15 protein-coding genes are annotated in these 14131 nt (G+C 61.1%); 10 read left to right on the forward strand and 5 right to left on the reverse strand.

The window, feature by feature from the left end:
* Positions 1-51: 51 nt before the first annotated feature.
* The gene (locus JL474_RS07695) at positions 52-1350 is read right to left on the reverse strand and encodes an imelysin family protein (RefSeq protein WP_203141596.1); all 1299 of its coding nucleotides are present in this window, start codon (positions 1348-1350) and stop codon (positions 52-54) included.
* A gap of 166 nt (positions 1351-1516) precedes the next feature.
* Between JL474_RS07695 and JL474_RS07700 the strand changes: the two genes are divergently transcribed.
* The 5 genes from JL474_RS07700 to JL474_RS07720 are packed head-to-tail and all read left to right on the forward strand — an operon-like array spanning position 1517 to position 5887.
* A complete protein-coding gene (locus tag JL474_RS07700; RefSeq protein WP_203141597.1) occupies positions 1517-2359 on the forward strand; it encodes a 23S rRNA (adenine(2030)-N(6))-methyltransferase RlmJ in 843 nt (280 codons plus the stop codon).
* A 39-nt stretch (positions 2360-2398) separates the two neighbouring features.
* The gene (locus tag JL474_RS07705) at positions 2399-2809 is read left to right on the forward strand and encodes a DUF1330 domain-containing protein (RefSeq protein WP_203141598.1); all 411 of its coding nucleotides are present in this window, start codon (positions 2399-2401) and stop codon (positions 2807-2809) included.
* 1 nt (position 2810) lies between these two features.
* Positions 2811-4010, forward strand: coding sequence for a hypothetical protein (locus tag JL474_RS07710; RefSeq protein ID WP_203141599.1), 1200 nt, complete (start codon positions 2811-2813; stop codon positions 4008-4010).
* 21 nt (positions 4011-4031) lie between these two features.
* Positions 4032-4832 carry a mechanosensitive ion channel family protein gene (locus tag JL474_RS07715; protein WP_203141600.1) on the forward strand — a complete coding sequence of 267 codons (801 nt, stop codon included), beginning with the start codon at positions 4032-4034 and terminating at the stop codon, positions 4830-4832.
* A gap of 29 nt (positions 4833-4861) precedes the next feature.
* The gene (locus JL474_RS07720; RefSeq protein ID WP_203141601.1) at positions 4862-5887 is read left to right on the forward strand and encodes an META domain-containing protein; all 1026 of its coding nucleotides are present in this window, start codon (positions 4862-4864) and stop codon (positions 5885-5887) included.
* 83 nt (positions 5888-5970) lie between these two features.
* On the opposite strand, the gene JL474_RS07725 is transcribed toward JL474_RS07720, so the two are convergent.
* On the reverse strand, positions 5971-7089 hold the full coding sequence (locus JL474_RS07725; RefSeq protein ID WP_203141602.1) for a TRAP transporter substrate-binding protein: 1119 nt from the start codon (positions 7087-7089) through the stop codon (positions 5971-5973).
* A 66-nt stretch (positions 7090-7155) separates the two neighbouring features.
* Here JL474_RS07725 and JL474_RS07730 point away from each other — a divergent pair, with 66 nt between their 5' ends.
* Together JL474_RS07730 and JL474_RS07735 are read left to right on the forward strand one after the other, a co-directional pair.
* On the forward strand, positions 7156-7899 hold the full coding sequence (locus JL474_RS07730; protein ID WP_203141603.1) for a TRAP transporter small permease: 744 nt from the start codon (positions 7156-7158) through the stop codon (positions 7897-7899).
* 43 nt (positions 7900-7942) lie between these two features.
* On the forward strand, positions 7943-9223 hold the full coding sequence (locus JL474_RS07735; protein ID WP_123633032.1) for a TRAP transporter large permease: 1281 nt from the start codon (positions 7943-7945) through the stop codon (positions 9221-9223).
* 71 nt (positions 9224-9294) lie between these two features.
* Here JL474_RS07735 and JL474_RS07740 read toward each other — a convergent pair whose 3' ends face one another.
* Positions 9295-9675 (reverse strand): DUF4168 domain-containing protein, encoded by a 381-nt coding sequence (locus tag JL474_RS07740; RefSeq protein ID WP_123632714.1) that lies wholly within the window; start codon positions 9673-9675, stop codon positions 9295-9297.
* 271 nt (positions 9676-9946) lie between these two features.
* On the opposite strand from JL474_RS07740, the gene JL474_RS07745 reads away from it, so the two are divergent.
* Both JL474_RS07745 and JL474_RS07750 read left to right on the forward strand, forming a co-directional pair.
* Positions 9947-10849, forward strand: coding sequence for a DMT family transporter (locus JL474_RS07745; protein ID WP_123632713.1), 903 nt, complete (start codon positions 9947-9949; stop codon positions 10847-10849).
* Positions 10846-11124: a GIY-YIG nuclease family protein gene (locus tag JL474_RS07750; RefSeq protein WP_203141604.1), complete on the forward strand. Its 279-nt coding sequence runs from the start codon at positions 10846-10848 to the stop codon at positions 11122-11124. The genes JL474_RS07745 and JL474_RS07750 overlap by 4 nt, the downstream gene beginning before the upstream one ends.
* Here JL474_RS07750 and JL474_RS07755 read toward each other — a convergent pair whose 3' ends face one another.
* Both JL474_RS07755 and JL474_RS07760 read right to left on the reverse strand, forming a co-directional pair.
* Positions 11125-11892, reverse strand: a complete 768-nt coding sequence (locus JL474_RS07755) for an SDR family oxidoreductase (RefSeq protein WP_236012106.1) — start codon at positions 11890-11892, stop codon at positions 11125-11127.
* A gap of 2 nt (positions 11893-11894) precedes the next feature.
* Complete coding sequence (locus JL474_RS07760; protein ID WP_203141605.1) at positions 11895-12791, reverse strand: alpha/beta hydrolase; 897 nt, start codon at positions 12789-12791, stop codon at positions 11895-11897.
* 302 nt (positions 12792-13093) lie between these two features.
* Here JL474_RS07760 and JL474_RS07765 point away from each other — a divergent pair, with 302 nt between their 5' ends.
* Positions 13094-14128: an alpha/beta hydrolase gene (locus tag JL474_RS07765; protein ID WP_203141606.1), complete on the forward strand. Its 1035-nt coding sequence runs from the start codon at positions 13094-13096 to the stop codon at positions 14126-14128.
* Positions 14129-14131: the final 3 nt, after the last annotated feature.

Below are 14131 nucleotides of genomic sequence, written 5' to 3' on the forward strand. Positions count from 1 at the left end.
TGGCAATGATTCGCATCAGCTTTGGCTGCCCCGTAATGAAGCCGGAGCCCTTCAGAAGGTGTGGCCTGCATCGTCCGGCTTCATCGACTGAATGCCCAGCGTTTCGGAGGCCTTTTCGATCTCGCCGGTCTGGGTAACCAATGCGGCGATGGCGTTGTTGATGATCTCCGCGCCTTGGGTGTTGCCCGGGGCGATCATCATGTCAAAGGGCATCGGGTGGGTTTTGTCCTCGGCGGCATCCTTCATGGCCTGCACGGCATCCATGGTGGCGGCCAGTTCGTTGGTCAGCTTGTCATCCAGCGCCGGATCCCGTTGGGCGACCAGGTCAGACAGGGACGGACCGGCCACAACGCTGCCGTCGATCCGCGTGTAGCGACCCAGGTAGACGTTCTGGATGCCCTTGGCGTCGTAATAGTGCGAGTTGTGGGTGTTGTCGCTGAAGCAGTCGTGCTCGTCTTCGAAGGAGTTGGCTTCCAGGGCCACTTTCATGCGCTCGCCGGCGAGCTCGCCCAGGGACAGGGAGCCCATGCCGAACAGCATTTTCTGGATCACGGCCTGCGGTTCCATGGCCAGCAGTTCGGCGCGGTAATTGTCGCTCTTGCCCGGTGCCCACTGGGCGGTCATCCACTCCAAGTCGGACACCAGCAGATCGGTGACGGCATCCAGATACGCGGCACGGCGGTCGCAATGGCCGTGGCTGCAGCCATCACCCTGGATATAGTCGGAGTAGGGGCGATCGCCGTTGCCGGCATCGAAGCCGTGCAGGTCCTGCCCCCACAGCAGGAATTCAATGGCGTGGTAGCCCGTGGCGACGTTGGCTTCGGAGCCACCGATCTCATTCAGGTCGGCCAGCAGGCCCGGTGTCAGGGTGGAAACATCGATGGTCTCGCCACCGATGGTGATGTTCTGGCTGGCGATGATGTTGACGGTGGCGCCGGCATTGCCCAACTCGTGCTGGTAGTCGCTGGTGTCGACGTAGTCGATCAGGCCTTCATCCAGCGGCCAGGCGTTGAGTTGGCCTTCCCAGTCGTCGACGATGGCATTGCCGAAGCGGAAGACTTCGGATTGCTGGTAAGGTACGCGGGAGGCGAGCCAGGCCTGTTTGGCGGCGGCCAGGGTGTCATCACTGGGGTTGGCAATGAGGGCGTCGGTGGCCTCATCCAGTGCCCGGGCGCTGATCAGCGCGTCTTCATAGGTGGCGTGGGCGATGTCGGCGTAGTTGGCGACGACATTGGCCGGTGTGGCCGGTTCCGAAGCCTCGGACGGGCCTTGCAGCGCACTGCAGGCGGCGAGTGCAACGGGTGCCGTAATAGCAACGGTCAGCGCCTTGAAAGGAAAGCGAGCCCCCATGAAATTCTCCCTGTCAACGATTCAAAGGTAAATGTTATTAATGAGATTAATTTGTATTTGCGATTATAGGGGCCTGGATGCGAAATGCAATCGTTTACGTCAGGTTGTTGCCCCGTTCCGGGCGTTGCGGCTTAATGGCCTTTTCTGACCCGGAGCACAGCGATTTATGCTGAGTTACCTTCACGCCTTCCACGCTGGCAATTTTGCCGACGTGCAGAAGCACCTGGGGCTTTTCCTCGCGCTGAAAATGATGCAGGCCAAGCCGTCCGGCATTGCCTGTTTCGATACCCATGCGGGCAGCGCCCGTTACGATCTGGCCAGCGAGCGACCCCGCAAGACCGGCGAGGCCGATTCCGGCATCCAGAGTCTGTGGCAGCATCGCACCCGGCTGCAGGATGCCGAATGGTCGGCTTTCTGGAACACCCTGGGGCTCGCAGGTGACGAGAAGCGCGTTCGTTACTATCCCGGTTCGCCGGCGTGGCTCGACACGCTGGCCCGGGAACAGGATTCGGTGACGGCCTTTGAACTGCACAGCGGTGAGAGCAGTCTGTTGCAGGACTGGGCCCGCGAGCATCAGGCCCGGGTGATCGCCGGTGACGGTTTCCGGGGGCTGTTGGCCGCCCTGCCACCACAGGCGCCCCGCCTGTTCACCCTGATCGACCCGCCCTACGAAGTGAAGGACGACTACATGACCACCGCGGAGACGGTCATCAAGGCCTGGAAGCGGTGTCGTCACGGCGTCTATCTTGTATGGTATCCCCTGTTACCCGAAGCGCGGCACGAGGCGATGATCCGCCGTTTGCAGGACAGCCCTGTACAGAAAGTGCTGCAGTGCCACTACGAACTGGATGAACGGCCGGCGCGGGGCATGTACGGCTCCGGACTGCTGATGGTGAATCCACCGTGGGGGTGGGGTGACCGCCTGCAATCCATGTTGGACGAGGTGGCGGCCGCGGGTGCGATCGCCGCACGACAACGGGTGACCTGGGCCGTCCCTGAAAAGGCCTGAGAGTTTCCGTTTCAAGTGACCTTCGAAAAGGAGTGTTTGATGTCATCAATTAACCCATCCCGATCGCGACTTGAATCACTGGTCAAACAGTTTGCGCCGGATGAGCCGGTCGTGATGCTGAACCTGCTTCGATTCCGTGAGGACGCGGAGTATGCCGATGAGGATAACGAGTCGCCCTGCAGCGGTCGCGAAGCCTACGCCCGTTACAGCAAGCTGGCTCTGAACCAGTTGGCCAAGGTGGAAGCCAGGCCGGAGTGGGTAGGCGAGGCCATGGTGCCGGTGATCGCCCCGGAGGATGAGGACTGGGATGAGGTCCTTCTGGTGCGCTATCCCTCGGCGCAGGCGTTCCTGTCGATGGTGTCCGACCCGGAATATCAGGCGATCGTTCATCACCGCACGGCGGCCCTGGCGGATTCCCGGCTGATTGCCATGCGCCCGAAGAAGACCTGATATGACAGCGGCCGAGGCCACACCCTCACCGCTGCGGGAACTGGTCAGCAAGGACCAGTGGGCGCTGCCTTCGGCGACGGTGAACCGCACCTTGCAGGACGCTCTCAAGGCGTTTGTCGAGCGCGTGCGCCAGCCCAACTGGTTGCAGGATGAGCCGGCTGGCGGGCAAGACGAGCTGCAGCCGTTGTCCCGCAGGCAGCTCGAGCGCTGGGCACCGGAACCGCAATGGCGTTCGAATCTGTCCGGTTTTGTCGATGCGCTGGACCACTGGTGCACGCGCTGGTCGGCCATCCAGCCTGTCGGATTCGTGGTGGCCCCGCCGTTTACCGGGCTGGCCGAATCGTTGGAGCAGGTAGCCGCCGATCGCGACTGGCGGCTGATAGCGCCGCCGGATCTGGATCGCATTCACCGCGGGCAGGCCTTGCAGGACTGGTGGTCCCAATTCGAGGGTGACACGCCCTGGGTGCTGCCGGAGCTGGGTCATTGCTGGTTGCGCACACCCGCCGGCCTGGCACTGGTGCGTCACCTGTTGGGTGCTATCGCGGCCGGTGAATTGGGGCGGGGACTGGTTGGTTGCAACAGCTGGAGCTGGACCTTCTGGACCCACCTGTTGCCGGAATTGCGATTCTCCACGCTGACCCTGCAGGCGCTCGATCATCAACGTCTGGGGCTGTGGTTGCAGGGCCTGGCCGGCACCGGACAGTTCCGGTTGACGACCAACGGCAGCTGGGTGGTCCCGCCGAAAGACGAGCCGGCCCGCAACGGCGCCAGGACCAGCGCCTTCCTGCGCGACCTGGCGGCCTGGTCACGCGGGATCCCTGAGGTGGCCTGGGCCATCTGGCGCGATTCGCTGCGAGCCCGGCCCGAAGCCGAGGTTGAAGAGCCGCCGGATGCCGAACCGACGCAGTCAACCTGTTGGGTGATTCCCTGGTCCCAGGTGAGCGTGCCAACCATGCCGCCGGGCGAGTCGCGGCCGCTGGCGTTTGTCCTGCATGCGCTGCTGTTGCACCAGGGGCTGGATGAGACGTATCTGCAGCAGACCACCGGACTGGCGCCGGACGACGTCCATATCGCCCTGCATTCGTTACATCGGGCTGAGCTGATCGGCCCGCATCCACGGGGCTGGTTCGTAACGCCCCGAGGTTATCCCGCCGTCCGCCGCTACCTGCATGCGGAAGGTTTTGCCGTGGATGGATTCTGAATCGTTAACGGGGAACATGGCATGGATGAATCGGGCCTGAAATCCGCCCTGGAGGCCATCACATCAACCGCGGTGCTGGATGCCGTGCTGCTGATCGTGGTGGCCTGGGTCATCATCGTTCTGGTACAAACCCTGGTGCCGCGGATTGCCGGTCGATTCTCGGGCAAAACCCGTCTGTATATCCTGGCCTCTGCGCCCCTGCTGCGGCTGTTGGTGATCCTGGCGACCATCCTGCTGATTGTTCCCATCCTGATCGAGCCGACCTTTGAGAACCTGATCGCGATTTTTGGCGCCCTGGCGCTGGCCTTGGGGTTTGCCTTCAAGGACTACGCCACCAGCCTGATCGCCGGCATCGTCACGCTCTACGAAATGCCGTACCGGCCGGGCGACTGGATCGAAGTGGACGGTTATTACGGCGAGGTCCGTTCCATCGGCACCCGTGCGGTGACCATCGTCACACCCGACGACACAGCCGTCGTCATCCCGCATGGCAAGCTGTGGGACTCGCTGATCGCCAATGGCAACGCCGGCAGCAGCAACCTGATGTGCGTAGCGGAGTTCTATCTGGCGCCGGACCACGATGCCGGAGAAGTCCGCGCCCGACTGCGGGAAATGGCGTTCACCAGTCCCTGGATCAAGACCTATCAGCCGGTGCTGGTGGTGTTGTCGGAAAAGCCCTGGGGGACCTGCTATCGGGTGAAAGCCTACCCGGTGGATCCCCGCGACCAATTCCAATTTATTTCCGATCTCACGGTTCGTGGCAAGGCGGTCCTGCGCCAGATGAATGTCCGCCAGGTCACCGCGCCCGTGGTAGCCGACTGAGATCGTCGATCGACCAAAGGATAGTGTCCATGAAACAACGTCCCCTGATGACCGCGGTGGTCGCGGCCACCCTGCTGGCCGGCTGCGCCAGCACTCCCGAGCCTGAGGCATCCGAATCGAAGGGCCCGCCGGCGTTGACGCCCGGTCGCTACGTCAGCGTCGATGACAGCCAGACCTGGGTGTTCTGGGGCAACGGCATGTACGAACGTCGCGTGGCCAGCGAGGATGGGCCGCCGCGTTACGATCACGGTCAGTGGTGGCGGGTAACGGGCAGTGGAGCGGTCGTGGCGCATGGCGGAGGCGACGCGCCCACCATGTTGCAGATTGCCGATGACGACACGCTGCGTCTGCAGGGCATCGGTCAGGGCGCGGCGACAGAGCTGACCCTGGATGATGACGAGCCCGAGCCATTGGCCGATGATCGTCCGATGGCGCTCTGCTTCATGACCCAGGCCGACGCGCCGCTGGCCTACGACCCGCAGACCATGCGCAACTGGCCGGTGACCATGACTCAGGCGTTTCCCCAACTGGAATCGGCCTATCGGCAGTCTGGCTTTCAGCCTCCCAGGCGCTTGCCAATGATCGTGCAGGGCCATTGGGTCGAAGGCGAGGCGCCGGATGGGGGGGGTACCCAGCTTTTCCTGGAAGCCAGTGGCCTGCAGCGGGTGATGGATCTGGGCGAGAACCGCTGCCCGTCAGCATCACTGCAGGATAACAACTGGTACCTGACCCACCTGAACGGGCACCCGGTCCAGGTAGAACCCGGTCAACAGCCGATTTTCATTCGCTTTGACGGTGAGCGACGGGTGGCTGGTCTGGCCGGCTGCAATCGGTTTTCCGGGCCCTTCGAGCGCCGTCGTGACGATCTGACGCTGGGGCCACTGGCCACAACGCGCATGATGTGCCCGCGCCGGGCCGAGACCGAACAGGCCTTCCTGAAGGTCTTGGATGAAACCGAGCGCTTTGCGATTGAGGGCGATACCCTGTTCCTGATGAAGCAGGCCGGGCAGGTGTTGGCTGTTTTGCAGATGCGCCCGGCTAAAGTGGAACCGTAAACATCCCATGGGGGCTCCAGTGAGCGCCCACAAAAAAGGCGTGGCCGGAGCCACGCCTTTCGAACAGGAAACCGGAGTGGGGATTACTCTCCCTGCTCCATTTGTCCTTCTTTCTCTTTCACCATGGACGTGATGGTGTCGAGAATCTTCTTGCCGCGGTCGCCCGCTTCTTTAATATAGATATCACGGACCGGCATGCTTGCCTTGCGGAAGGCTTCACGCTCTTCGTCGGTCAGCGTCACGATCTTGATATCGCTGCTTTCCTTGATCTTGTCCAGACGCTTCTGGTTGAACTCTTCCTGCTTCTTGTAGATGTAGTCCACCAGGTTGTCGCGCGCGTCATCCAGGATCTTGCGCTGGTCGTCCGGCAGGCCGTCATACCAGTCCTTGCCGGCAATCACGGTGGAGATGAACTGGGCGTGGTGCGCGATGGTCATCACGTCCTGTACTTCGTAGAAGCTCATTTCCTCGATGGCGAAGATCGGGTTGACCTGACCGTCGATCTGCTTCAGCTGCAGGCCGCTGTAGACTTCGGAGTAGGGCATTGGCGTCGGGTTGGCACCGTAGGCCTTGTAGGACTCGGTCAGGATCGGCGACGTCATGGTCCGCATCTTGAAGTCTTCGAAGTCCGCCGGGGTCTTCAGCGCCTTGGTACCGGTCCAGGTCATCCAGCCTTCCGGCACGATGCTCAGCAGCTCCAGGCCCTGGGAGTTGTAGCGGTCGGCGAACAGGTCATGCACCTTGTCGCTGGACAGCACTTCCTTGTTGACGTCGTTGTCGTCAGACAGGACGAAGTGCAGGGTGAACACGCCCACTTCCGGGATGACGGAAGCCAGGTGGCCCGGCGAAGCAAACGCCAGCTCGACGGCGCCCTGCTGGACCAGCTCGGTCAGCTGGGATGAGGTGCCCAGGGAACCGTAAGGGTAGATATCGATCTTGATACTACCGTCGGAGGCCTTCTCAACCTCTTTCTTGAATTCTTTCGCGTAGGCGTCCTGGACACTGCCTTCGATTTCTTCCAGGGCAAAACGCCATGTCACGGTATCGCTGCTCTTGGCAGCCGAGTCGGAGGATGAGCTTGAGGACTCCTGTTGTGTGTTGGCTTCCTTGTTCGCGCTGTCGTCACCTGAATCTGAACATCCGACCAGGATGAATGACATCAGAATGGTCAGGCTTCCAAGCCAGCGAATGAGTGTTCTCATGTTCTTATCTCCTTTGAGTTCTAACCAATGTGCCCACGATAACACACTATCAAATAGACATATTTCTTGAAGTCTGCCATCTATTACAACGTATACTGTATTTACCGGAAAAGAAAATGGAGCGAAACCATGGCAGAACCCAGGGGCGCGTCCGATGGCCCAAAGCAGGGAAAGGGAAAAAAGAAAGGGCCCTTTCATATGATCGATACCGGCCTCAATGTGATTGAGCAGGGTATCCTCATCGTCGGTATTCTCTTGATGGCCCTCGCGGCCATTGTCGGTGTGTTTGCCCGCAATATGGGGCACAGCCTGTCTTTCGTTGATGAACTGGCGCAATTGCTGGTCGTTATCGTTACGTTTGTTGGTGTCGGACACGGGGTGCGCAACGCGCGCCATATCCGGGTGTCGGCCGTCCACGACCTTCTGCCGCCGCTGGGGCAGAAAATCCTGCTGACGTTTGTCAGTTTTTTTTCGTGTGCACTGCTCGCCCTGCTGGCGGTATACTCCATCGACTATATCCAGAACCTGCATAAGTCGGGTCGCGTGATGCCGTCGATGCAGTTCCCCCTCTGGATTCCCTACCTGATTGTCCCCATTGGGCTGTTTGTCGGTTCGGTCCAGTTTTTCCTGGCGGGTGTGCGCAACCTGATCAGCGATGGCGCATGGCTGTCATGGCATCACCGGGATGAATACGAAGACGAGCTGGCCGTTGAAGGTGGCCTGTCGAAAGAAGAACAGGACTACTACGAAGAACAGGTGACGGCCGCCGAGAAGAAACACGCCGGCGAAGGAGGTCAATCCAATGGATAACGTGATGGCTGCATTGGGTTTGGCCGGCATGTCGACCGCCTCCATGGCCATTGTCGTGGCTGTGGTCATGATTGTGCTGCTGCTGATGGGGTTCCCCATGATGGTGCCGCTGCTGGTGGGCGCCATGGTGTTGTTGTTTTCCCAGTTCCCGTTCCTTGAAGGGTCGGTCATTATCCAGCAGATGATTGGGGGCATCTCCCAGTCGGTGCTGGTCGCGGTGCCCATGTTCATATTGGCCGCCGATATCATGATCAAAGGGCACACCGCGGATCGCCTGCTGGATCTGGTGCAGAAATTCGTCGGGCACCTGCGCGGCGGTCTGCCGATGACCACCGCGATGTCCTGCACGCTGTTCGGTGCGGTGTCCGGTTCCACCCAGGCGACGGTGGTCGCGATGGGTCAGCCGCTGCGCCCCAAGCTGATCGAGGCGGGCTACTCGGACAAGTTCGCCATCGCGCTGATCATCAATGCCAGTGACATTGCGCTGCTGATTCCGCCGTCCATCGGCATGATCATTTACGGCGTGGTTTCGGGCACGTCGGTGGGTGACCTGTTCATCGCCGGTATCGGACCGGGGCTGATGATCCTGGCGCTGTTCTCCATCTATTGCTACTACCGGTCAGTGCGGCTCAAGATTCCTGTGATGCCGAAGGCCAGTTGGTCCGAGCGCGTGACCGCCTTGAAGAAAGCCGCGCTGCCCATGGGCTTTCCGGTCATCATCATCGGCGGTATCTATTCCGGGATGTTCAGTCCCACCGAAGCGGCTGCCATGTCCGTGGCCTATGCCCTGTTGCTGGAGATGGTCATCTTCCGTCAGGTGAAAATCAGCGACCTGCCGTCGGTGGCGCTCTCCACCGGTCTGATTACGGCGGTGGTGTTTATCCTGGTGGCCGCCGGTACGGCGTTCTCCTGGGTGATTTCCTTCGCCAAGATCCCGGACCTGCTGCTGGGCGATGTGGTCGCCAACGCCGCTGACAGTCCCTATTTTATCCTCGCGCTGATCTCGATCTCGTACTTCGTCGGCTGCATGTTCGTGGACCCCATCGTGGTGATCCTGATCCTGACGCCGATCTTCTCGCCGGCTGTGGCGGCCGCGGGGATCGACCCGGTGCTGGTGGGGACACTGGTGACACTGCAGGCTGCAATCGGTTCAGCCACGCCGCCGTTCGGCTGCGACATCTTCACCGCAGTGGCGATCTTCAGGCGACCCTACCTGGATGTGATCCGGGGCACGCCGCCGTTTATCGTGCTGCTGTTGCTGTCCACGGTGCTGCTGATCGTGTTCCCGCAGATCGCACTGTTCCTGCCTGGTTTAATGAAATAGGGAAGAACAGACGCCCAAAAAAAACCCCGCTCGATGGCGGGGTTTTTTGTGCCTGAAGCAAAAAGCCGGGATTACATCAGCGCTTCGACGCGGTGACGGACTTTCGGCTGGCTCTGGTAGGCCTTGGCGATGGCATTATAGGTCGGGATGTCCATGCCTTTGTCCTGGATGGCCGCGACCATCTTGTCGTTCGCTTCGATCTGGAGTTTGCGAACCTTGGACTTGTCGCCTTCCTTCTTGATCTGCGGAATGTATTCCTCGCGGATCGATGAAATGTCTTTCTGGACCTTGATGAACTGCTTCAGCTCCTTGTCGGAGTAATCGGTTTTCTGAGTGCCGGTTGCAGCCGGGTTCTGGTATTCCTGGGATTGTGACTGGGTGTCTGCAGCCAGCGCCGGGCCGGATGCCAGAAGTGCCATGGATACAGCAACGGAAGTCATCAGGGTTTTCATCGGAGTCTCCTTCTGGAGGGTGAAGGACAGCTGCCGGCCCACGCCTTTGACCGGTCAGCAAGCCCGGTTCCCGGACGGAGCGCAAAAACAGGAAGGCCATCCGTCCGGATCGGATTGGGCTCACCTTGCCATGACCGGAAATCCGTTCAAATTAAGATTTCCACATACTCCGTCCATAAAATCGACAGGCATCCCGCGCGGTGGCGTCATACCGGGGTCTCCGCTATCCTGCGGCGTCTGGACCGTCCTCTGAAACCGAATCCGGAGTCCCATGAAGAACCAAAAACACGCCCTGATGTTTGGCGGTGCGACCGTATTGCTGTGGTCCACGGTGGCGACGGCCTTCAAGTTGTCACTGCGGGAGATGACGCCGGTTCAGTTGATGCTGATCGCCTGCAGTGTGTCCGTAGTCGTGCTGGCCGTGATTCTGGTGACGCAGAAGAAGGTGGGGGAGCTGTTCCGCCTGAACCGGAAGCAGTACCTGGCCTCTCTGGTGTTCGGGCTGATGAATCCGGTGCTCTACTATCTGGTGCTGTTCGGCGCCTTTGCCCGGTTGCCGGCGCAGGAAGCCCAGCCGCTCAACTACACCTGGGCGTTGACGCTGACCTACCTGTCGGTCCCGCTGCTGGGGCAGCGACTGGGGCGGTCGGATTTCCTGGCGGGGTTGCTGTGCTATGGCGGCGTGGTGGTGATTGCCACCCGCGGCGATATCCTGGGCCTGCATTTCTCCGACCCGCTGGGCGTGATCCTCGCCTTGGCCAGCACCGTCATCTGGGCGTTCTACTGGATCGCCAACACCCGGGACACCCGCGATCCGCTGGTGGGCCTGTTCCTCAATTTCCTGTTCGGCCTGCCGTTCATCATTGGCATCTGCCTGGCGACCGACGGGGTGCCCGAAGCCTCTTCCACGGCCATGCTGGCGTCTTTCTACATCGGGGTGTTCGAGATGGGGATTTCGTTCGTATTGTGGATGTTTGCCATGAAGCGGGCGGAGAACACGTCGCAGGTCAGTAACCTGATTTTTATCTCGCCCTTCCTGTCACTGGTGTTTATTCACTTCATTCTTGGCGAAACCATCTTCAACTCCACCTATGTGGGGCTGGTGCTGATTGTGGCCGGTCTCTGGTACCAGCAGCGTGGCCGCAAAGTCTCTCCGGAGACGACCGCCGCGTGAGCACCTGGCACCTTTACCTGGTAAGGACCCGGAGCGGGGCACTGTATACCGGGATCACCACGGATGTGGAACGGCGTTTTTCCGAACACCAGTCCGGCGGCCCGCGCGCTGCCAGGAGTCTGCGCGGCAAGGGACCGCTGACCCTGGCGTTCGCCGAAGCCATCGGCGAACGCACCCGGGCGGCGCGGCTTGAGTATGCGCTCAAACAGTGGTCGCGCAAGCGCAAGGAGGATCTGGTCGCCGGTCGCCTGCGTTTGCAGGACGTGGACGTGTGATCAGCGCTTGCTGAGCAGACCGATCAGCTGCCGTGTAAAGGCATTGGGCAACCACTTGCTGCCAAACACCAGGGATTTGAACTGCAGGCTCACCGGGTTATGCACCTCGTCACCCTGGTGTGCTTTCCAGACCGCCTCGGCAATGTCCTCGGCCTGCAGGTTCACGCCCAGTCGCTCGATGATCGGAGCCTGGAAGGTCTGATCGGTCAGCATCTTCGTTTTCACAAAAGGCGGCATCATGTCCTGCACGGTGATGTCGTGCGCCTTCCACTCGATATTGAGCGCTTCCGTCAGCCCGCGTACCGCAAACTTGGACGCCGAATAGCTGGCGAAGTGGGGCGTGCCATAGAGCGCGGAAGCCGAACTCATGTTGATCACCCGGGCACCCGGCGTTGCTTTCAGCAGTGGAAAGGCTTGCTGGGTGACGTCCATCAGGGCGATCACATTGATGTCCATAATGCGCCGATGTTCCGCGGCCGGGATGGTCTCGAATTCACCGATCCGCAGGATGCCGGCGCAGTTGAACAGCAGGTGGAGCTGGCCATGGGCGAATTCACCAAAGGCCGTGAGCGCATCGCCGACGGCTGCGCTGTCGGTAACGTCCACCTCCCGGTGCCAATGCTGGCCGCCAAGTTCCTCATTCAGGGCCGAAACGGCTGCTTCGTCAATATCGACCAGCCCCAGGCGCCAGCCTTCCCGGGCAAACCGCCGAGCCGTCGCGGCTCCGATGCCGGCGCCCGCACCGGTGATCAGCATCGTGTTCTGCATCGTCATTCCTTATTGTTTTGGCTGAGGAATCGGGCGATCTGCCCGACGGCCCGATTGGCCGCATCCAGCGGGCCCGCGTGGATCTGGAAAACGTGCCAGAGCTTGTCGAACTCCTGCAGGGTGACCGCCACGCCCGCTTCCCGGGCCTTCTCGGCCAGACGACGGGCATCGTTCAGCAGGATTTCCTGGCTGCCGACCTGGATCAGCATCGGAGGCAGGCCTGACAGGTCGGCGTTGATCGGCGAGATGCGGGGATCGTCCAGGGGCAGATCGCCCCGGTAGTCGTCCGCCGCTGCTTTGATCCAACCCAGTTGCAGGACCGGTTCCACTTCAGGGGTATGCATCTGGCGATGGGTCAGGTCGAGCCAGGGAGAGAGCATGACGAGCGCGCCCGGCAGGGGCAGCTTGTCCTGTTTCAGGCGCACGGCCAGCGCCAGAGCCAGGCTGCCACCCGCAGAGTCGCCGGCAATGCTGATCCGGTTCGGCAGGTAGCCCTGGCTCAGCAGGTGGCGATACAGGGTCAGGGCGTCTTCCAGCGCGGCCGGGTACACGTGCTCCGGCGCCAGCCGGTAATCCGGTGCATAGACCGCTGCACCCGTGGCCTGGGCCAGGTGCCCGGTCAGGCCCCGATGGGTGTCCGCTGAGCCGATGGTGAAAGCGCCGCCGTGCAGGTAGAGCATGGCACTCTCAGTCTCACTGGGGCCGCAGGTGACCCGGTTGTAGGGGACACCGTCGATCACCGACGCCTCGAATCGGGCCTCTTTCGGTGGCGGCGACAGTCGATAGGCCTGCCGGATCAGGGTCCGCAGCACCGAGACCGGCATCCGGGGCGTCAAAAAGGGTTTGACCAGGGTCTGCAGACTAAGCCGCAGACTGGCCTGCAACGCCGTTTGCAGCATCGCGATCTCCGATTGTTGTTAAGCGCTTCCCGGGAACAGGATCAGGGAAGCGAGCACGTGTCAGACAGGATGTTGTATATGATTATGCATCCACTCACCAGATCAGTTGGCTGGTTTCTGTTGCAAAGACACCATTTCAGTCAATCCGGCCTTCACGGGTCACTGAACGGAGGCTGTGATGTGCTAATGTAGACGTTTCCGCCTCCGGCGACTGGCCCGACGAGACCGCGCCTGAGATGACAGAGACGTAATACCGGGTTTTCAGCCCCCTACGTAGAATACGCAACCGACGGCGAACCACTGTGTATTGGAAGACAGACAACCTGGATATGCCCGACTGGGAACGGGCGAGCCTGATCGCCCAGCTGCCGGCCTTTGAGGTCAGCAAGCAGAAGGGAGCCTGTCAGGACGGACTCAGCCAGGAAGTGGCCGCTTACTGCCGCTTCTATGGTCTGGATCTGTGGGTTGAGCACCCGGCCGTGGAATACACCCTGGGTAACCTGGAAGCGGGTAAGCACCGGGTTGCGATCCACTATTACCGGATCCCCAAAGCCCGCGGCACCGTCTTCATCCTGCACGGTTATTTTGACCACGTCGGTCTTTACAGCCAGTTGATTGACCGCTGCCTGAGCGCCGGTTTCAACGTGCTGGCGTACGACCAGCCCGGACACGGTCTGTCCAGTGGCACGCCCGCATCCATTGGCAGCTTTGCCGAGTACCAGCAGGTGCTGCTGGATATCCTGGCGGCCGTGCGCCACCGGGTGGATGGACCCTGGTTTGCGGTGGGGCAGAGTACCGGTGGCGGCGTGCTGATCGACTACCTGCTCCAAAACGTTCCCAGGGGCACGGCCGAGTTCCGGCACGTGGTGCTGTTGGCGCCCCTGGTGCGACCCAACGGCTGGATTGGAGCCAAGATCCTGCACAGCCTGGTGCGACCATTCATGACCAGCTGGCGGCGGATGTTTTCGGAGAACAGCGGGAATTCCCGGTTTCTCCGGTTCCTGCGGGAACACGATCCGCTACAGGCCCGTGCGGTCCATGTGAATTGGGTGACGGCACTGCGCAAGTGGGTGCCGGGGATCGAAGCCGCCAAGCCGGTGCAGTATGCGGTGACGGTCATCCAGGGCGAGAAAGACATGACGGTTGACTGGCAACACAACCTGAGAATCATCAGGAACAAATTTTCATCGGTCACCGAGCGCCGCCTGCCGAACGGGCGCCATCACCTCGTTAACGAGGCGACGGATCTGCAGGCCACGGTGTTCAATGTGACCATTAACGCCTTCATTGAAGGATGTAGCGACCTGGCCGAGCCCCAGCGGGCCGCCGGCGCCTGATAG

Origin of the sequence: Marinobacter mangrovi (assembly GCF_016798325.1) — a bacterium.
Taxonomy (GTDB): domain Bacteria; phylum Pseudomonadota; class Gammaproteobacteria; order Pseudomonadales; family Oleiphilaceae; genus Marinobacter_A; species Marinobacter_A mangrovi.